Source organism: Acidovorax facilis (genome assembly GCF_023913775.1).
Lineage (GTDB): Bacteria > Pseudomonadota > Gammaproteobacteria > Burkholderiales > Burkholderiaceae_C > Acidovorax > Acidovorax facilis.
Map to the genome: position 1 here is coordinate 15,811 of NZ_JAMXAX010000051.1, position 20,247 is coordinate 36,057.

13 protein-coding genes are annotated in these 20,247 nt (G+C 62.6%); 6 read left to right on the forward strand and 7 right to left on the reverse strand.

Annotation, left to right across the window (positions count from 1 at the left end; genetic code table 11):
• Window positions 1-28: 28 nt before the first annotated feature.
• On the reverse strand, window positions 29-1,081 hold the full coding sequence (locus NFX52_RS15370; protein ID WP_055395883.1) for a quinone-dependent dihydroorotate dehydrogenase: 1,053 nt from the start codon (window positions 1,079-1,081) through the stop codon (window positions 29-31).
• 37 nt (window positions 1,082-1,118) lie between these two features.
• Between NFX52_RS15370 and rpiA the strand changes: the two genes are divergently transcribed.
• Window positions 1,119-1,808 carry a ribose-5-phosphate isomerase RpiA gene (rpiA, locus tag NFX52_RS15375; protein WP_055395885.1) on the forward strand — a complete coding sequence of 230 codons (690 nt, stop codon included), beginning with the start codon at window positions 1,119-1,121 and terminating at the stop codon, window positions 1,806-1,808.
• 94 nt (window positions 1,809-1,902) lie between these two features.
• Here rpiA and NFX52_RS15380 read toward each other — a convergent pair whose 3' ends face one another.
• The 5 genes from NFX52_RS15380 to NFX52_RS15400 form a co-directional block, all read right to left on the reverse strand.
• The gene (locus NFX52_RS15380; RefSeq protein ID WP_369801330.1) at window positions 1,903-2,556 is read right to left on the reverse strand and encodes a glutaredoxin domain-containing protein; all 654 of its coding nucleotides are present in this window, start codon (window positions 2,554-2,556) and stop codon (window positions 1,903-1,905) included.
• A 76-nt stretch (window positions 2,557-2,632) separates the two neighbouring features.
• Window positions 2,633-4,702, reverse strand: a complete 2,070-nt coding sequence (locus NFX52_RS15385) for a M3 family metallopeptidase (protein ID WP_055395887.1) — start codon at window positions 4,700-4,702, stop codon at window positions 2,633-2,635.
• 72 nt (window positions 4,703-4,774) lie between these two features.
• Complete coding sequence (gene folD, locus NFX52_RS15390; RefSeq protein WP_055395889.1) at window positions 4,775-5,629, reverse strand: bifunctional methylenetetrahydrofolate dehydrogenase/methenyltetrahydrofolate cyclohydrolase FolD; 855 nt, start codon at window positions 5,627-5,629, stop codon at window positions 4,775-4,777.
• 72 nt (window positions 5,630-5,701) lie between these two features.
• Window positions 5,702-6,328 carry a response regulator transcription factor gene (locus NFX52_RS15395; RefSeq protein ID WP_007848524.1) on the reverse strand — a complete coding sequence of 209 codons (627 nt, stop codon included), beginning with the start codon at window positions 6,326-6,328 and terminating at the stop codon, window positions 5,702-5,704.
• A complete protein-coding gene (locus tag NFX52_RS15400) occupies window positions 6,325-8,886 on the reverse strand; it encodes a PAS domain S-box protein (RefSeq protein WP_055395892.1) in 2,562 nt (853 codons plus the stop codon). Before NFX52_RS15400 ends, NFX52_RS15395 begins: the two co-directional genes overlap by 4 nt.
• A gap of 156 nt (window positions 8,887-9,042) precedes the next feature.
• Between NFX52_RS15400 and aceE the strand changes: the two genes are divergently transcribed.
• The 5 genes from aceE to NFX52_RS15425 all read left to right on the forward strand — a co-directional run bounded on the left by aceE (window position 9,043) and on the right by NFX52_RS15425 (window position 19,759).
• On the forward strand, window positions 9,043-11,766 hold the full coding sequence (gene aceE, locus NFX52_RS15405; RefSeq protein WP_055395894.1) for a pyruvate dehydrogenase (acetyl-transferring), homodimeric type: 2,724 nt from the start codon (window positions 9,043-9,045) through the stop codon (window positions 11,764-11,766).
• A gap of 17 nt (window positions 11,767-11,783) precedes the next feature.
• Window positions 11,784-13,460 carry a dihydrolipoyllysine-residue acetyltransferase gene (aceF, locus tag NFX52_RS15410; RefSeq protein ID WP_055395896.1) on the forward strand — a complete coding sequence of 559 codons (1,677 nt, stop codon included), beginning with the start codon at window positions 11,784-11,786 and terminating at the stop codon, window positions 13,458-13,460.
• A gap of 16 nt (window positions 13,461-13,476) precedes the next feature.
• Window positions 13,477-15,336 carry a dihydrolipoyl dehydrogenase gene (lpdA, locus tag NFX52_RS15415; RefSeq protein ID WP_055395898.1) on the forward strand — a complete coding sequence of 620 codons (1,860 nt, stop codon included), beginning with the start codon at window positions 13,477-13,479 and terminating at the stop codon, window positions 15,334-15,336.
• A 183-nt stretch (window positions 15,337-15,519) separates the two neighbouring features.
• Window positions 15,520-18,348, forward strand: coding sequence for a bifunctional diguanylate cyclase/phosphodiesterase (locus NFX52_RS15420; RefSeq protein ID WP_082437339.1), 2,829 nt, complete (start codon window positions 15,520-15,522; stop codon window positions 18,346-18,348).
• 268 nt (window positions 18,349-18,616) lie between these two features.
• On the forward strand, window positions 18,617-19,759 hold the full coding sequence (locus tag NFX52_RS15425) for an NHL repeat-containing protein (protein ID WP_156358639.1): 1,143 nt from the start codon (window positions 18,617-18,619) through the stop codon (window positions 19,757-19,759).
• Here NFX52_RS15425 and NFX52_RS15430 read toward each other — a convergent pair.
• On the reverse strand, window positions 19,716-20,247 hold a 532-nt coding region (locus tag NFX52_RS15430; RefSeq protein ID WP_252635712.1), incomplete at its 5' end, for an IS3 family transposase. The genes NFX52_RS15425 and NFX52_RS15430 overlap by 44 nt on opposite strands.

The following is a 20,247-nucleotide window of genomic DNA, read 5'->3' on the forward strand; positions in this document are numbered from 1 at the left end:
GTTTCCGGTTCAGTGGAGCTGCCTGGACTCACCCGATGGCTTTGACGGCCTTTGCAGCCTTCACCACCAAAGCGGGGCCTTCGTAGATCAATCCGGTATAGATCTGCACCACGTCGGCGCCCGCGCGGACTTTGCTGACGGCATCCTCTGCGCTCATGATGCCGCCCACACCGATGATGGGAAAGCGGCTGCCCAGTGCGGCCCGCAACTGGCGGATGACCTGGTTGCTGGCCTCCAAAACCGGGGCTCCGCTCAGGCCACCGGTCTCTCCTGCATGGCGCAGGCCTTGCACAGCAGTGCGGCTGATGGTGGTGTTGGTCGCGATCACGCCGTCCATCCCGTGGCGTTGCAGTGTGGCGGCGATCACGGACACCTGGGCTTCATCGAGGTCGGGGGCAATCTTCACGAACACCGGCACGCGGCGGCCATACTGTGTGGCCAGGGTCTCACGCCGCTCGGCTATGGCACCCAGCAAGGCGTCCAAGGCAGCGTCGCTTTGCAGAGCGCGCAGGTTCTGGGTGTTGGGTGAGCTGATGTTGACTGTGACGTAGTCAGCGTGGGCATAGACTCCCTCCAGGCAGGTCAGGTAGTCGCTGGTGGAATTCTCGATGGGGGTGGTGGCGTTCTTTCCGATGTTGAGGCCCAGCAGAAGGGGATGTTTGCGGCTTTGGGTGCGAAACTGCGCCTGCTGCACGTTGTGCAGGAAGGCGTCCAGGCCCTCGTTGTTGAAGCCCAGGCGGTTGATCAACGCCCGGGCTTCGGGCAGGCGGAACATGCGCGGCTTGGGGTTGCCGGGCTGCGCCTTGGGCGTCACCGTGCCCACCTCGACAAAGCCGAAGCCCATGGCACCCAGCGCGTCGATGCAGCGGGCGTTCTTGTCCAGGCCTGCCGCCATCCCCACGCGGTTGGGAAAGGTCAGGCCTGCCAGTTCCACGGGGTCGTCCACGGTTTCGTTGCACCAGGCCCACTGCAGCGGAGTGCGCTGCCCGCGTGCCAGCATGTCCATGGTGAGTTTGTGGGCAGTCTCGGCATCCATGCCAAAGAGAAAGGGGCGGGTGAGGGCGTAGGGGATCAGGGACATGGAGGGATAATTCAAGGATTACCCCTGATTTTCTCCCATGACGACCACTCCTTCCCTGACCCAAGACGAACTCAAGACCCTGGTAGGCCAAGCCGCACTGCAATATGTGGTGCCTGGCGAGATTGTGGGCGTAGGCACCGGCTCCACCGTCAACAAATTCATTGACGCACTGGCCACCATCAAGGACCAGATCAAGGGTGCTGTCTCCAGCTCGGTGGCAAGCACGGAGCGGCTCAAGGCGCTCGGTATTCCAGTGTTTGATGCCAACGAAGTGGCTTCGCTTGCGGTCTACATCGACGGTGCCGACGAGATCGATGGCAACGGCCATATGGTCAAGGGCGGTGGCGCTGCGCTGACGCGCGAGAAGATCGTCGCGGCACTGGCCACGCGTTTTGTGTGTATTGCCGATGAATCCAAGCTGGTCCAGGCGCTGGGGCAGTTTCCCTTGCCGGTCGAGGTGATCCCCATGGCTGCCAACCACATTGCACGGCGTTTTGCGGCGATGGGGGGGCAGGCGCAGCTGCGGATGCGGGATGGGCAACCTCTGGTGACCGACAACGGTCAACACATCCTGGATGTCCGTGGGCTCTCGATCACGGACCCGTTGGCGTTTGAATCCGACATCAACCAGTGGCCGGGGGTGGTGACGGTGGGGGTTTTTGCCCACCAGAAGGCGTCTGTCTGCCTGTTGGGCACCGCACAGGGTGTGAAAACGCTCACCTACTGAGCATGAACTCCTGAGCAGTTTTTCTGCCAAAACAAAGGGGCCTGAAAAGGCCCCTTTGTTTTGGCAGTTGGCAGCGCGTTCCCGCACTCCGTGATCAGAACCGGATACCTGCGGGATTGCTGGGTGATGGCCCATCATTGACAGGTGCGGGCGGGCGTGCCCTGGACGGTGCTGCGGGCGCTGGGGCCGAGGCCGCTGCTGCGGGTTCTGCCGCCTTGACGGCCACCAATGGCGTGGGCGCTGGCTGGCGGTAGTTTCGGGGCAGTGCGGATTGTTTCGGGTAACCCGCAGCGTCCAGATACTGTACCCATTCCCCTTCGGAAAAGCCTGCGAGCTGCTGGCCGCCGATGGTGCCGAAGGGCAGGCCGGTACCGCCACTCAACCTTTGAAACGCCGCGATGTCTTCGTTGCTGGACACGGTGCGCTCGGTGAACGGGACACCCCGTGACGTGAGCAGGTTGCGCGCAGAGGTGCAGGGCGGGCAGTCGTTGCCGGTGTAGAGAGTGACCGGAAAGCGGTTGGCAACCTGGCGCAGCTCGTAGGGCAGCGCACCGTTGGCAACAGCGGGTGCCTCGTTGGCCGTGCGGGCGGGCTGCGCGTTGGCATTGGCGTCGGCGGGAGGTCGGTCCGAAAACGTCACTTTGCCATCCGGGCCGACGATGCGGTAGACGCCTTGTGCCTGCACGCTGGCGCAGGCCAGTGTCATCAGCAAAGTCGCCAACAGGGGGGCGGTCAGTGGCTTGTGCATGTTCATTCTCCTTGCTCCTTCTTTGTCGTCAGGCCTGGGTGCAACGTGTGCATTTCAGGCCGTGGGTTCGGTTCGCTCAGGCAGTCGATTCTTCCGCCATGCCCTGGTGGCGCAGCAGGGCTTCCAGGCTGGGCTCGCGGCCCCGGAAGGCCTTGAACGATTCCATCGCAGGGCGGCTGCCACCGGCTTCCAGGATGGCCTGGCGGTAGCGGCGACCCGTTTCTATACTCGGCAGACCGTCGCTTCCAGCGGTTTCCTCGAAGGCTGCGTAGGCGTCTGCACTCAGTACCTCGGCCCATTTGTAGCTGTAGTAGCCAGCGGCATACCCGCCCGCAAAGATATGGCTGAAGGTGTGTGCCGTGCGGCTGAATGCCGGGGGCTGCAGCACGGCCACTTCGCGGCGCACCTGGTCCAGCAGGGGCATGATGTCCTGAGCCGGGTCGTGTTCGGTGTGCAGCAGCATGTCGAACAGCGAGAACTCAATCTGTCGCAGCGTCTGCATGCCGCTCTGGTAGTTCTTGGCGGCAATCATCTTGTCGAACAGCGCGCGGGGCAGGGGCTCGCCCGTGTCCACATGGGCCGTCATGTGTTTGAGCACATCCCATTCCCAGCAGAAGTTCTCCATGAACTGGCTGGGCAGCTCCACCGCGTCCCACTCCACGCCTCCAATGCCCGAGACGTCGCGCTCGTTCACCTGGGTGAGCATGTGGTGCAGTCCGTGCCCGAATTCGTGGAAGAGGGTGATCACGTCGTCGTGAGTGAGCAGCGGTGGCTTGCCGTCCACGCCGCTGGCGAAGTTGCACACCAAGTGCGCCACCGGGGTTTGCAGCACGCCCGTGTCGGGGCGCAGCCAGCGTGTGCGCACATCGTCCATCCATGCGCCGCCGCGTTTGCCGGTGCGTGCAGGTTGGTCGAGGTAGAACTGGCCCACCAGCTGGGTGCCCTTATGGGCGCCCTCCGGGTGCGTGCGCTCAATGCGGTAGAACTCAACGGCCGGGTGCCAGACGGCGGCCGTGTCGCGCCGGATGGACACTTCGAACAGGGTTTCGATGATCTTGAACAGGCCTGCCAGCACCTTGGGCGCCGTGAAGTACTTCTTGACCTCCTGCTCGCTGAAGGCGTAGCGCGCTTCCTTGAGCTTTTCGGAAATGTAGGGCCAGTCCCAGGCCTGCGGATTGGCCAGGCCCAGGTGTTCGGCGGCAAACGCGCGCAGGTCGGCGATGTCCTTCTCGGCGTAAGGGCGGGCGCGTCGGGCCAGATCACGCAGGAAGGTGATCACCTGCGCCGGTGATTGGGCCATCTTGGGCACCACGGACACTTCCCCAAAATTGGCGTAGCCCAGCAGTTGGGCCTCTTCGCGGCGCAGTGCCAGGATTTCGCTGATCAGCGCTGTGTTGTCGAATTTGCGTGCATCGCCCTCAGCCTGGTCGGAGGCACGGGTCACATAGGCGCGGTAGAGCTTCTCGCGCAGGTCGCTGCGCGCGGCAAACTGCATGACCGGCAGGTAGCAGGGCATCTTCAGGGTGAGCTTGTAGCCTTCCTTGCCGTCTGCCTGTGCTGCGGCCAGCGCGGCCTGTTGCACATCGTCTGGAATGCCATCGAGCTCTTCGGCCGTGGCGTAGTAAGCGTAGGCGTCGGTGGCATCGAGGGCGTTTTCGCTGAACTTCTGGCTCAGCTCGGCCTGGCGTTCCTGGATCTGCGCAAAACGCTCCTTGGCGGCACCGGTCAACTCCGCGCCACTCAACACAAAGTTGCGCACCGCGTTCAGGTGTGCCTGCCGCTGCTCTGCAGTCAGGGTGGCGGGGTCGATGGCCTTGTATTTGGCGTACAGGCGTTCATCGGCACCCAGGCGCGTCCAGAACTCGGTGACCTTGGGCAAGGCGGCGTTGTAGGCTGCGCGCAGTTCAGGGGTGTCGGCCACGCTGTTGAGGTGGCTGATGCTGCCCCAGGCGGTGCCCAGCCGTTCGGTGGCCACATCCAGCACTTTCGCAATCGCATCCCAGCGGGCCGGAAAGTCGGGGGTAGTGACGGTCTCCAGCGCGGCATTGGCACGCTCCAGCAGAACATCCACGGCAGGCGCCACGTCCTGCGGTGTGATGCGGTCGAAATGGGGGAGGTCCGAGAAGTCGAGAAGGGCGTTGCTCATGCGAAATCAGATGGCGCCAGATGGCGCAGGTTCAAGTTGCAAAGCCGCCGACATCGACAGCACTGACCCAGGTCAGTGCCCTGCAGTGCGCTCAGCGGCTTCGATGGTGTTCACCAGCAGCATGGTAATGGTCATGGGCCCAACCCCGCCAGGCACGGGGGTGATCCAGCCGGCCACTTCCTTGACGCCGTCAAAGTCCACGTCGCCGCAGAGTTTGCCTTCGTCATTGCGATTCATGCCCACGTCAATCACCACGGTGCCAGGCTTGACCATGTCGGCGGTCAGCACATTGCGTTTGCCGACTGCGGCCACGATCACATCGGCCTGAAGGGTTTGAGCCTTGAGGTCCTGGGTGGCACTGTGGCAAATGGTGACGGTGGCGTTCTGGCCGAGCAGCATCAGCGCCATGGGCTTGCCCACGATGTTGCTGCGGCCGATGACCACGGCGTGTTTGCCCTTGAGGTCGTAGCCGATGCTCTCCAGCATCTTCATGCAGCCATAGGGTGTGCAGGGCCAGAAGCCGGGCATTCCGGTCATCAGAGCCCCGGCGCTGGCGATGTGAAATCCATCCACGTCCTTGGCAGGCGAGATGGCTTCGATCACCTTCTGCGCATCAATGTGTTTGGGCAGGGGCAACTGCACCAGAATGCCGTGAATGGCCGGATCGTTGTTGAGGGCCTCCACACGGGCCAGTAACGCGGCTTCGGTCATGTCGGCCTCGTACTTTTCGAGGACGGAGTACAAGCCGCTGTCTTCGCAAGCCTTGACCTTGTTACGCACATACACCTGGCTGGCAGGGTTGTCGCCCACCAGGACAACGGCCAGCCCTGGGGTGACGCCACGGGTTTTCAGGGAGGCGGCGCGTTGCGCCACGTCGGCGCGCAGTTGGCGGGAAAGGGCGTTGCCGTCGATGAGTTGGGCTGTCATGTCAGAGAATATGAGTCAAATTGGTCTCTAGCGCTTTATCAGCAAGCGCGAGAAGCTATCAAAATGTGAGTATCAACCCTTGGGGGCGTTTTGGCCGAGGGCGATCTTGAGCAGGTCGGCCACGGTGTTGGCGTTGAGCTTTTCCATGATGTTGGCACGGTGCGCCTCCACCGTCTTGATGCTGATGCCCAGGTCGTCGGCAATCTGCTTGTTCAGGCGACCGGCCACGATGCGTTCGAGCACCTGGGCTTCGCGGCTGGTCAGCTTGGACAGCAGGGCATCGCGGCTGGCGGCCTGCTGGTAGCCGGCGAAGGCTTCGCGGGCGTGGTCGAGCATGCGCTCGACGAGTCCGACCAGTTCTTCTTCGTCAAAAGGCTTCTGGATGAAATCCAGCGCGCCTTTCTTCATGGTGTTCACGGCCATGGGCACATCGCCGTGGCCTGTAATGAACACGATGGGCAGGGGGGACTTGCGCTCGATCAGTCGATCCTGAAGCTCCAGGCCCGTCATGCCGCCCATGCGGATGTCCACAATCAGGCAGGCGACTTCGCGGGGGTCGTAGCGTGAGAGAAAGGTCTCGGCCGAATCAAAGCAACGCACCCGGTAGTCCTTGCCTTCCAGCAGCCACTGCAGGGAATCGCGAACTGCCTCGTCGTCGTCCACAACGTAGACAGTGCCTTTTTTCGGAATCAAGCTCATGCAATTGTCCTTGGTTTTTGAATGTTTGCTACAGAATTTGTAGTGGCATCAGCAGGCTTGGCAAGCGGCAGCCAGAAGGAGAACTTGCAGCCCGTGACCTCGGATCCATTGTAGAGGTTCTCCGCAAGCATCCTGCCCTGGTGCGACTCGACGATGCTGCGGCACAGATTGAGGCCCATGCCCATGCCTTCTTCCTTGGTGGAGAAGAAGGCTTCGAAGAGGCGCTCCAGCACTTCGGGGGCCAGGCCCTTGCCGGTGTCCTGCACCGAAAATTCCACCACTTCGCGGTCTTCGACGTGTTTGGGCACCACGCGCAGTTCCACGCTGCGACCCGACGGTGGACGGTTGGCGTGCTGGATGGCTTCGGCGCCGTTCTTCATCAGGTTGACCAGCACCTGCTCGATCAGGATGGTGTCCACCATCACGGGCGGCAGGCGGGCGGCCACATAGTGAGTCAGACGCACGTTGTGTCGGCGCAGCTCGATGTCGGCCAGCTCCACGGCTTCGTTGACCATCGAATGCACGTCGGCCAGGGTGCGGTTGGGCTCGCTCTTCTTCACAAAGGCCCGGATGCGCTGGATGATCTGGCCCGCGCGCTGGGCCTGGTGGGCGGTCTTTTGCAGTGCCGTGAGCAGCGCTTCTTCGGTCAGCTGGCCACTCTGGATGCGCGAGACCATGCCACTGCAGTAATTGTTGATGGCCGTGAGCGGCTGGTTGAGTTCGTGCGCCACGCTGGAGGCCATCTCGCCCATGGTGATGAGGCGGCTGACGGATTGGGCGCGCTCGGCCTGGCGCGCCGCCTGCTCCTCGGCCTGGCGGCGGGGGGTGATGTCGGTGGCAATCACCATCTGGGCCAGTCGGCCGTCCACCCAGTTGAGGTAGCGCGAGCGTACTTCCAGCCATTTCCCCAGGTCGGGCAGGTAGATTTCGGCGTTCTCGGTGCGGGCACTGGTGAGTGGGTCGGTGGGCAGGCCCATGAGTCCGTCTTCGTCGTCCATGCCCGTATGCTCTGTGCCCGCCACGGGCACCACGCCCGCCTGCGCCACCAGCTGCAGGTGGCCGCCGGTCTGCGAGCCGAACCATTGGCGGTAGAGCTTGTTGGCGAACAGCAGTTCTTCGCTGCCCAGCGGGGCCACCGACACCGAGGCGTCCAGCGATTCCAGGACGATGGTGAAGCGCTCGTGCGATGCGGAAAGCTGTTCGCGGATGCGGTTGGGCTCGGTGATGTCCGTCATCGACGTCATCCAGCCCGTCTGCTGGCCGTGCGCATCGATCAGGGGCGACACATACAGTCGCGCATCGAAGAGAGTGCCGCTTTTGCGCCGTACCCGCACTTGGAAGCCGCCCACGATCGTTTTACCGGACAGTTCGTCGCGCAGCTTGGCGTGCAGGGCTTCGTGGTCGGAGTCGGGCCAATAGGGGAAGGGTGCTTTCAGGCCCACCAATTCGGCCTCGCTCCAGCCAGTCATCTGGCAGAAGGCGGCGTTCACATAGGTAATGCGGCCTTCCATGTCCAGCGCGCGCATGCCCGTCAGGATGGAGTTCTCCATCGCGCGGCGGAAGTTCGTCTCGGCCACCAGGGCCTGCTGGGCCTGCATGCGGCGGCGGGTGTGGCGCCAGGTGGCGATCAGCATCCAGGCTGTCATCGCGCTCAGCGTGCCCACCAGCCAGAACAGCCCGCTGCCCACCACGCCCAGCGAGGTGCGGTAGGCCTGTGCCTTGAGCACCAGCCCGTTGCCCACCGGGGAGACGGGGACCTCGTATTCGTTGGCACGGGGTGACCAAGGTAGGAGCTGTGTGGCCGTGTTGCGCGGTCCCAGGGGGGTTCCGGCCAGCACCTGATTCTTGCCATCGAGCAGCGTGACGGCGTAGCGCGCCAGCACTTCGGTCGGCGTGCCGTAGCGCAGCAGGCTGTCGATGGAGTATTCGCCCAGCACCACGCCGCTGAACTTGCCCTGGTTGTTCAAGGGCACTTGCAGCTGGAGCAGCGGGGTTGAATCGCCCGAGGTTGCGGCGGGCTGGGCATACACCGGCTGCTGCAGGTCGCGGGCCAGGCCAAAGGTGTCGGCCGTGTCGCCGGGTTTGAGCACTTCGCCGGCAATGCGCAGCTCGCTGCTGGCCAGCGTGGGTGCCGCATGGCTTGCGCGGATGCGGCGGCGCTCGTCGATCCAGGTGATCGCCTGCAGTTCGGGGTATTGGCTGATCAGGCTTTCGGCACGGCTCACAAACTCTGTGCGTTCCAGCTCTTGGTTGGACAGGTCACGCGCAATGCGCATGAGCTGTTCTTGCCGCTCCAGCAGCCGCAGGCGCACACGCTGTTGCGCGTATTCCACGTCACGCCGTAGGGCTTCTTGTTCGCGCTCGGCCTCTTCGGCGCGCAAATACCAGAACGCCGCCACGATGGCGGCCAGAAACATCAGCACGGCAGCCAAGGGTGCCAGCGCTGCAAACCGGTCCTGCCGGGTAGGCGACAACCCGCGCCACCACTTGCGCCACCAGCGGGCGGGCGCTGCCACGACCATGGCTGTGGGGGAGGGGTGAGGGGGCAGGGAATCCATCCTTCAAGCGTAGCCCGGAATCCGGGGCATGTGCAATGTGCGTTCGCAGCATTTTCTTGCAATATGAAATGCATGGGCACCATTTGAAATTCTAAAAAAATATGCGAAACTAGAGCCAACGTACTAAATTGCTGCCACACCTACAGGAGACAAAGCATGTCAGCTCAGCCCGACCCTCAGGCCGGAAACGGCAACGCGCCCGCCACCGATACCGACCAACAGGAAACCCGTGAGTGGATGGATGCGCTGTCCGCCGTCATCGACAAAGAGGGGGCCGAGCGCGCCCACTACCTGTTGGAGCAATTGCTGGAACACGCCCGCCAGAACAGCGTGGACCTGCCGTTCTCGGCCAATACCGGCTACGTGAACACCATCGAGCCCAGCCAGGAGGCACGCAGCCCCGGCAACCTTGAAATCGAACAGCGCCTGCGCGCCTACATGCGCTGGAACGCCATGGCCATGGTGGTCAAGGCCAACCGCCATCACCCGCCCGAAGGTGGCGATCTGGGTGGCCACATCGGCTCCTTTGCCTCGCTGGCCAGTATGTTTGGCGCGGGCTTCAACCATTTCTGGCACGCCGAGAGCGAAAACCACGGCGGTGACCTGCTTTACATCCAGGGCCACGTATCGCCCGGTATTTATGCCCGCGCCTACCTGGAAGGCCGCCTGAGCGAAGAGCAGTTGCTCAACTTCCGCCAGGAAGTGGACGGCAAGGGCCTGTCGAGCTACCCGCACCCCAAGCTCATGCCCGAGTTCTGGCAGTTCCCCACGGTGTCGATGGGCCTGGGCCCGCTGATGGCCATCTACCAGGCGCGTTTCCTCAAGTACCTGCACGCCCGTGGCATCGCCAATACCGAAAACCGCAAGGTCTGGGTGTTCTGTGGTGACGGTGAAATGGACGAGGTCGAATCCCTGGGCGCCATTGGCCTGGCAGCGCGTGAGAAGCTCGACAACCTGGTGTTTGTCATCAACTGCAACCTGCAGCGCCTGGACGGCCCCGTGCGTGGCAACGGCAAGATCATTCAAGAGCTCGAAGGCGAGTTCCGTGGCGCGGGCTGGAACGTCATCAAACTCATCTGGGGCAAGGGCTGGGACGAGTTGCTCGCCAAAGACCATGATGGTGCGCTGCGCAAGCTCATGATGGAAACCAACGACGGCGACTACCAGGCCATGAAGGCCAACGACGGTGCCTACGTGCGCAAGAACTTCTTCGGCCGCGACCCGCGCACCCTGAAGATGGTCGAGCATATGACCGACGACGAGATCTGGAACCTGCAGCGCGGCGGCCACGATTCGCAAAAGGTCTATGCCGCATTCCATGCCGCTCAAAACCATGGCGGCCAGCCTTCCGTCCTGCTTGTCAAGACCGTCAAGGGCTTTGGCATGGGCAAGATTGGCGAAGCCAAGAACACGGTTCACCAGACCAAGAAGCTCAGCGACGAAGACATCAAGGCCTTCCGCGATCGTTTCAACATCCCGATCCCCGACAGCCAGCTTGCCGAACTGCCCTTCTACAAGCCCGCCGACGACACCCCGGAAATGAAGTACCTGCACGAGCGCCGCAAGGCCTTGGGCGGCTACCTTCCGCACCGCCGCGTGAAGGCCGACGAGAGCTTCACCGTGCCTGCGCTGGACACCTTCAAGGCCATCCTGGAGGCTACGCCCGAAGGCCGCGAAATCTCCACCACGCAAGCCTACGTGCGCTTTCTCACGCAGCTGCTGCGCGACCAGGCCCTGGGCCCGCGCGTGGTGCCCATCCTGGTGGACGAAGCCCGTACCTTCGGCATGGAAGGCCTGTTCCGCCAGATCGGCATCTACAACCCCGCAGGTCAGCAGTACACCCCGGTCGATAAAGACCAGGTCATGTACTACAAGGAAGACAAGGCCGGCCAGATCCTGCAAGAGGGCATCAACGAAGCCGGCGGCATGAGCAGCTGGATCGCGGCGGCCACCAGCTACAGCACGAACAACCGGATCATGATCCCGTTCTACGTGTACTACTCGATGTTCGGCTTCCAGCGCATCGGCGACCTGGCTTGGGCGGCGGGCGACATGCAGGCCCGTGGCTTCCTCTTGGGCGGCACCTCGGGCCGCACCACGCTCAACGGCGAAGGCCTGCAGCACGAAGATGGCCACAGCCACATCCTGGCCAACACCATCCCCAACTGCGTGAGCTACGACCCGACCTTTGCCCACGAAGTCGCGGTGATCATGCACGACGGCATGAAGCGCATGGTCGAGCGCCAGGAGAACGTTTTCTACTACCTGACGCTGCTGAACGAAAACTACCCCATGCCGGGCCTGCAGCCCGGCACCGAAGAGCAGATCATCAAAGGCATGTACCTGTGCAAACAGGCGCCCGCACTGCCCAAGGACGCGCCCACCGTGCAACTGCTGGGCAGCGGCACCATCCTGCGCGAATCGTTCTTTGCGCAAGAACTGCTCGAAAAGGACTGGGGCGTCGCCGCCTCGGTGTGGAGCTGCCCGAGCTTCAACGAACTGACCCGCGACGGCCAGAACGCCGAGCGTTGGAGCCTGCTGCACCCGACCGAAGAAGCGAAGGTGCCATTCGTCACGCAGCAACTGTCCGCATCGCAAGGCCCCGTGGTCGCATCCACCGACTACATGAAGGCCTATGCAGAGCAGATTCGTCCGTTCATCCCCAAGGGCCGTACCTACAAGGTGCTGGGCACCGACGGCTTTGGCCGCAGTGACTTCCGCAGCAAGTTGCGCGAGCACTTCGAGATCAACCGCCACTACATCGTGGTCGCTGCGCTCAAGGCGCTGAGCGAAGACGGCGTGCTGCCCGCCACCAAGGTGGCTGAGGCGATCGCCAAGTACAACATCCAGGCCGACAAGGTCAACCCGCTGTACGCGTAAACCGAACGGAGACAACAATGGCATTGGTAGACATTCAAGTCCCGGACATCGGGGATTTCGACGAAGTGGGCGTGATCGAACTGCTGGTCAAGGTGGGCGACACGGTCAAGGCTGAGCAGTCGCTCATCACCGTCGAATCGGACAAGGCATCGATGGAGATTCCGTCCAGCCACGCAGGCGTGGTCAAGGAACTCAAGATCGCCTTGGGCGACAAGGTCAAGCAGGGTTCTGTGATTGCCGTGGTCGAGTCGGCAGACGCGGTTGCCTCAGCCCCGGCTGCTGCGCCAGCCCCTGCAGCTGTTGCCCCCGCCCCCGTTGCAGCCGCTGCGTCAGCACCGGTTGCACCCGCTGCAGCCCCTGCAACTGCAGGCCCGGTGGAAGTGCGCGTGCCCGACATCGGTGACTTCAAGGACGTGGCCGTCATTGAGTTGCTGGTCAAGGTGGGCGACACCATCAAGCTCGAACAATCGCTGTTCACCGTCGAATCCGACAAGGCCTCCATGGAGATTCCGTCGCCCGCCGCTGGCGTGGTCAAGGAGCTCAAGGTCAAGATTGGGGACACCGTCAACATCGGCGACCTCGTGGCCATGCTGGAAGGCGTGGCGGGCAATGGGCCTGCTGCCGCTGCAGCGCCCACAGCGCCGGCGGCGGCTCCCGCTGCTGCGCCTGTTGCAGCCCCCGCACCGGTTGCAGCAGCCGTTGCACCGGTCGCTGCCACGGCCTCCGTGCCCGCCCACCAGCCTGGCACGCCCACAGCGGGCCTGCCGCACGCATCGCCCTCGGTGCGCAAGTTCGCCCGTGAACTGGGCGTGCCCATCGACGAAGTCAAGGGCACCGGACCCAAGGGTCGCATCACGCAAGACGACGTGCAGACCTTCACCAAGCAGGTGATGGCAGGCGCGGCCCAGACCAAGGCGCAAGCTGCCAAGGCTCCTGCAGCGACGGGCGGTTCCGGCGTCGGCCTCGACCTGCTGCCCTGGCCCAAGGTCGATTTCACCAAGTTCGGCCCGGTGGAGCGCAAGGACCTCTCGCGCATCAAGAAGATCAGTGGTGCCAATCTGCACCGCAACTGGGTCGTCATCCCGCACGTCACCAACCACGACGACGCGGACATCACCGACCTCGAAGCCTTCCGCGTGCAGTTCAACAAAGAGAACGAGAAGAGTGGCGTGAAGGTCACCATGCTCGCCTTCATGATCAAGGCCGCCGTGGCCGCGCTCAAGAAGTTCCCCGAGTTCAACAGCTCGCTCGACGGCGACCAGCTGGTGCTCAAGCAGTACTTCCACATCGGCTTTGCGGCCGACACGCCCAACGGCCTCGTTGTGCCCGTCATCCGCGACGCCGACAAGAAGGGCATCGTCCAGATCTCGCAAGAGATGGGCGACCTGGCAAAGAAGGCGCGCGACGGCAAGCTCGGTCCGGCCGACATGACCGGTGGCTGCTTCTCCATCAGCTCGCTGGGCGGTATTGGCGGGCGCTACTTCACGCCCATCATCAACGCGCCAGAAGTCGCCATCATGGGCGTGTGCAAGAGCAGCATCGAACCGAAATGGGACGGCAAGCAGTTCGCACCGCGCCTGATGCTGCCGCTGTCGCTCAGCTGGGACCACCGCGTGATCGATGGCGCGGCCGCCGCACGCTTCAACGTGTACTTTGCCTCGCTGCTGGCGGACTTCCGCCGCATCGTGATGTAACGAAAGGGCAAAACACATGGCAATCATCGACATCAAGGTGCCCGACATCGGCGACTTCGCCGAAGTGGCCATCATCGAAGTGCTGGTCAAACCCGGCGACACCATCAAAGCAGAGCAGAGCCTGATCACCGTGGAGTCTGACAAGGCCTCCATGGAGATCCCGTCCAGCCATGCTGGCGTGGTCAAGGAGCTGAAAGTGAAGCTGGGCGACAAAATCGCCGAAGGCGCTGTGGTGCTAACGCTGGAAGTGCAGGGCGCCGCCACTGTAGCCCCCGTGGCTGCACCCGCTCCAGCAGCACCCATAGCAGCAGCTTCTGATCCAAAAGCGGCTACAGCGCCCGTCCCACAAGCGCAAGCAGCTATCAATCCAGTAGCATCCAGCTTTGCTGGCACGGCAGACCTGGACTGCGACGTGCTCGTGCTCGGCGGCGGCCCCGGCGGCTACAGCGCCGCCTTCCGCGCCGCAGACCTGGGCCTCAAGGTCGTCATCGTCGAGCGCTACGCAGCCCTGGGCGGCGTGTGCCTGAACGTGGGCTGCATACCCTCCAAGGCGCTGCTGCACGTGGCGGCCGTCATGGACGAAGTCAGCCACATGGCCGACCTGGGCGTGGACTTTGGCGCCCCTGCCGTCAACATCGACAAGCTGCGCGGCCACAAGGAAAAGGTCATCGGCAAGCTCACCGGTGGCCTGGCCGCCATGGCCAAGATGCGCAAGGTGACCACCGTGCGCGGCTACGGAGCCTTTGTCGGCGCCAACCACCTCGAAGTGGAAGAAACCACCGGCACCGCGCAGGAGAAGACGGGTAGCAAGAAGGTCATCGCCTTCAAGAAGGCCATCATCGCCGCCGGAAGTCAGGCCGTGCGCCTGCCCTTCATGCCCGACGATCCACGCGTGGTCGACTCCACCGGCGCCCTGGCGCTCAAGGAAGTGCCCAAGCGCATGCTGATTTTGGGCGGCGGCATCATCGGCCTCGAAATGGGCACCGTGTACAGCACGCTGGGCGCGCGCCTCGATGTGGTCGAAATGATGGACGGCCTGATGCAGGGCGCCGACCGCGATCTCGTCAAGATCTGGCAGAAGATGAATGCCAAGCGCTTCGACAACATCATGTTGAAGACGAAAACCGTGGGTGCCGAAGCCACGCCCGAAGGCATCAAGGTCACGTTCGCCCCGGCAGAAGAGGGCGGCACCGCCCCCGAGCCGCAGGTGTACGACCTGGTGCTGCAGGCTGTGGGCCGCACACCCAACGGCAAGAAGATTGCCGCCGAAAAGGCCGGCGTTGCCGTGACGGACCGTGGCTTCATCAACGTCGACATCCAGATGCGCACCAACGTGCCGCACATCTTCGCCATCGGCGACATCGTGGGCCAGCCCATGCTGGCGCACAAGGCGGTGCATGAGGCGCATGTGGCGGCAGAAGTGATTGCTGGTGAACTGCAGGGCAACAAGGAACTGGCCTCCGCCGCCTTCAACGCCCGCGTGATTCCGTCGGTGGCCTACACCGACCCCGAAGTGGCATGGGTGGGCCTCACCGAAGACCAGGCCAAGGCGCAAGGCATCAAGGTCAAGAAGGGCCTGTTCCCCTGGACGGCTTCTGGCCGCGCCATCGCCAACGGCCGCGACGAGGGCGTGACCAAGCTGCTGTTCGACGACTCGCCCGAGGCCCATGGCCACGGCAAGATCCTGGGCGGCGGCATGGTCGGCACGCATGCGGGCGACATGATCGGCGAGATCGCCCTGGCCATCGAGATGGGCGCCGACGCCGTGGATATCGGCAAGACCATCCACCCGCACCCCACGCTGGGCGAAAGCATCGGCATGGCGGCGGAGATTGCGCACGGCAGCTGCACGGATGTTCCGCCGCAGAAGAAATAAGTAGCCAGCTTCTCAGCTTCTAGCTGGTAGACAAAGCCCGAACCGGTAACGGTTCGGGCTTTTGCGCATTGCGCGCCCCTGCAATCGTTGCAAAATGTTGCTGATTGGTATTGACTGAAGCGATCGCCGGTCTCCCAGGCGGGCGTACGACGACCACCAGCAGATTGTTGATCTGGAAGCAGGATGCCCGTAACGCCAACCATCGCCGCTCAGCCTGACGATGACCCGAACCTTGCCTGGGTGCTGCTGGGTAAGGGGCTGGACCTGTATCAGGATGCCGTACTCATACTGGGCGAAGAGGGCCGCTTCTTCTATGTGAACGATGCCGCCACCCGCGCCCTGGAATACAGCCGCGAGGCGCTGCTGACGATGGGGCCGCCGGACATCGATCCGAACATTTCCAGGGAGCGGTGCCAGGAAATACTGCAAAGCCCGGAGGGCCAGGCTTTCGTTATCGACACGGTGCACAAGACCCAGAGCGGCAAACAGATTGCCGTGCAGGTGCACGGTGTGACGCTGCGGCGGGAGGGGCGCTTGTTTGCCGTCTCCATCGTTCGCGACATGTCGGAAGCCCAACGAATGCAGGAGGCCCTTCAGCAGCGCCAGCAGTATTGGCGCACGCTGCTGGACGAGTTCCCATTTTTTGTCTGGCTCAAGGACGAGCACAGCCGTTTGCTGGCAGCCAATATCGCGTACGCCAGAGTGGCGCGGGTGGCCTCCACGGCGGAACTGGAGGGCCGGACTGAATTCGATTTCTTCCCCAAGGATTTGGCGGAAACGTATGTGGCCGACGACAAGGCTGTCATGGCGGCGGGCGTGGCCCACTACGTGGAAGAGCTGTACGTCGATGAGCACGGGCAGCGGCGCTGGATGGAGGTGTGGAAGTCTCCGCTGCACCAGCATGGCAAGGTGGTGGGCACGGTGGGATATTCCAGAGATATCACGGACCGCAAGCACACCGAGAGTGAACTCCAGAAAGCGCTGGCCTTTGCCCAGGGGGTGATTGATGCCTTTCCGGACTTGTTGTTCGAAACCGACCGGGAAGGCCGTTACCTGAATATCTGGACGCGCAACCCCGAGTTATTGGCGGCCAGCCGGGAGGCTTTGCTGGGGCGGACGCTGCAGGAAGTGCTGTCTCCTGAAAGTGTGGCGATTGCCGAGATGGCGTTTGCGGAGGCAGAGCACAAAGGCGTGTCGTTGGGCCATGTCATATCGGTTGCGACCTCTCTGGGCCCGCGCTGCTTTGAACTGTCGGTATCGCAAATGCGCACCAGCGTGGATGCGCGCCCGCATTTCATTACGGTCTCCCGCGACGTAACGCAACGGCTGGAACTGCAGGAAGAGCTGACCTTGCGGGAGCGTGAGTACCGTACCCTGGTCGAAAACTCTCCCGATGTGATTGCCCGTTTTGATCTTCAGTTCGGCTGCCGGTATGCCAACCCGGTGTTGCTGAAGGCGGTGGGGCGGCTTGACACCGGCGCGCTGGGATGCTCGCCCCATGCGCTCTGGGGGCAAGAGGTTGGGGCAAAGTTGGCGCAACATCTGGTGCAGGTGGTGGACAGCAAGACGCCTGTCGAGTTGGAGCTGCAATGGTCCGATGCGCTGGGGCGCCGCATCTGCAGTTTGGTGAGTTTGACCCCCGAGTTGGATGACGACGCCAGCGTCTCGAGCGTGTTGCTGGTGGGGCGGGATATCGGTGAACTGAAGGCCTACCAGGACAAGGTCCACCAGATGGCTTTCTACGACGCGCTGACGGGGATGCCCAACCGCGTGCTGTTCCATGACCGGCTGGCGCAAATGCTGAAGGATGCGGCCTACCACCGCGCTCAGGCGGGTGTGATGGTGGTGGACCTGGACCGCTTCAAGCAGATCAACGACACCATGGGCCATGCGGCGGGAGACGCGTTGCTCAAGGAGGTCTCCCTGCGCCTGCGCGCCAGTGTGCGCACTTATGACACCGTAGCCAGGCTGGGAGGGGACGAGTTCGGCATGTTGTTGCCAAAGATCCATACCGGCAGCCATCTGGCGCGTGTGGCGGGGAAGGTGAAGACCGCCTTCAACCAGAGCTTTTGGCTGGAGGGGCAGGAAATTTTCGTCTCCTGCAGTGTCGGTATTGCGGTGTACCCGACGGACAGTGAGGCGGCAGAAGAGCTGCTCAAGTACGCAGATTCGGCGATGTACTCCGCCAAACGCTCCGGGCGAAACAGCTTCCGGTTTTACTCCAGGGATATGACCGAGCATGCCCAGCAGCGGCTGACCCTGGAGTTCGACCTGCGCCGAGCGCTCCAGCGCGGTGAACTGGCGCTGCACTACCAGCCCAAGGTGCTGCTGGCGTCCGGCGCAACGGTCGGCTGTGAGGCGCTTTTGCGCTGGACGCATCCTCGCCTGGGCCAGGTGTCTCCGGAGTTGTTCATCCCGGTGGCAGAAGACGCTGGCTTGATCAACCAGCTGGGCGCCTGGGTGTTGCGCGAATCCTGCTCGACCGCCGTCGCCTGGAATGCCGGGGCCACACAGCCACGCAAGGTGGCGGTCAATCTGTCGGCCCGTCAGATCCAGGCCTCCGGCCTGGTGGCGCAGGTGAAGGAAATCGTGTCCGAAACGCGTTGCAAGCCCCAGTGGCTGGAGTTTGAGATTACCGAGAGCCTGCTCCTTGACGAGGACGGTGTTGCAGTCAAGGCTCTGCAGGCCCTGCGCGACATGGGGGCCACCATCGCGATCGATGACTTCGGCACCGGGTATTCGGCGCTGTCCTATCTGGCCCGCTTCCCCATCGATACGCTCAAAATCGACAAATCGTTCATCCACTCCGCGACCACTGACCATTTCAGGGCCGAGCTCATCAAGGCCATCTTGTCGATCGCGCGCTGCTTGAACCAGGAGGTGGTGGCGGAAGGCGTGGAAACGCCCGAGCAGGCAGACTTCCTGGCGGCGGAAGGATGCCAGTTGGCTCAGGGCTTTCTGTTCAGCAAAGCGGTGCCACGAGAGCAGTTGCTGGGCATGTTTGGCGCCTGACAGGAGCCCGCTGGGCTGGCCACGATCCGCCCGCACCGCGCAGCTCTGCATGGGCTGCTGCAGGGGGCTTTTTTCGCCTGGAAGATGATCAAAGGCGCATTGGGCTCATTGTTACAGGTGGAAACTGACATGGGGGTCGGGCGATTCAATCCAGTATTCTCGACAACACACTTGCTCCGGACTGGGCTCCCACGCCCAGTTGCCGTGAATACAGTGAAGAAGGCGCAAGCCAATTTTGGCTTGGCGCCCACAAACCAGGGAGTCGACTTTGAAATGGATGAACTTGGCCCGCTTTACCGGGCACGCGGTAACGTTTGCGAGTCTCGTAGCTTTGCAGGCCTGTGGCGGTTCCGGAGGAGGAGACAACGTCAGCCCACCACCGGCAGTGGCTGGAAAAATCGCCCTCTTTGCGGGTGACGTGGGGGGCGTTGGAAACCTGGATGGAGCTCGCGGCAACGCAACCTTCTATGGCATCCAAAGTCTGACGGTGGACCCTGCGGGCAATCTCATGGTGGCCGAGGTTGGCAACCACGCGGTGCGCAAAATTTCTTCTGACGGCACCGTGAGTACCGCTGCCGGTGGCGATATGGTCGCGGCATTCGCTGACGGGCAAGGGGTAGCCGCCAAGTTTCTGAATCCGCAATTTATTGCGGCGGACACCAAGGGCAACTGGTACGTTTCTGACAACGGAGAATACATACGCAAGGTGACGCCTCAAGGCGCGGTTACCACGCTGGCAAACGTCTCGACCAATTGGAACTGCCAGAGTTCATCGATGGTTTTCTGCCATGTTGGCAAACCTTTGGCGGTGGACGTTGCGGGTACGGTGTATTTCACCGCCAATAACCAGCTGCGCAAGCTGGGGGCAAACGGCCAAATGGAGACTTTGGTCAATGCCATCAGTTCCCGGGGGCTACCCACTCCGGCGTTTTCGTTTGTCTACCTGGCCTCTGGCTTGGTGGTGGATGCACAGGGGACGATCTATATCGCTGACCGTAACCAGCCTGTGATTCGCAAAGTCTCGCCTGCGGGCGAGATGACGATACTGGCCGGCTCGGAAGAGTCAAGCCAGGCTGTGGACGGGCAGGGTAGCGCTGCGCGTTTTGTGGAACTTCAAGCCATCACGATGGATGCCGTGGGCAACTTGTACGTGTTGGAAGGCAACGGTGCTATCCGTAAAGTTACGCCTGCTGGTTTGGTCTCCACTGTTCGGCAGCCAACACAGACATGGAGTTCAGGCTGGTCGTACAGCTTTACCGGGTTTGCACGGGATGCAGCTGGAAACTTCTACCTGTCTGCGCTCGGAGCTGGCGGAAATGCACCTGTTTTTGGGAATACGGGGGTGCGGATAAAAACTTGGACTGGTTTTATGCCGCAAGTCCAAGACTCACCCGGTATTCGATCGGGCTGAGGGCCCCCAGGGAGATCTTGATCCGCTTCTCGTTGTACCAACGGATGTAGTCGTCGACCACCCCAATGAACTGTTCGATCGTGACGCTCTTCCAGTCCCGAGGATAGAACAGCTCATTCTTCAGCCTACCGAAGAAGCCCTCGCACGCCGCGTTGTCAGGCGAGCAGGCTTTGCGGGACATCGAACGAGTAAGGTTGGCCTCGCTCATTCTCGATAGCCAGCCCGGCCAGCGGTAGTGTCCTCCGCGGTCGGAGTGGACCACAGGTCGATCGTTGGTCTCTGCCACCGTCTCGATAGCAGCATCCAGCATCGTGTTGACCAGCTCAGCATCCGGGCTCGTGCCAATGGTCCAGCTGACCACCATCCCGTCGAAGCAATCGATGATCGGTGACAGGTAGACCTTGCCTGCAGGGATCTGGAACTCTGTGATGTCGGTCAGCCATTTCTCGTTGGGCGCCGCAGCCTGGAAGTCACGGTTGATGATGTTC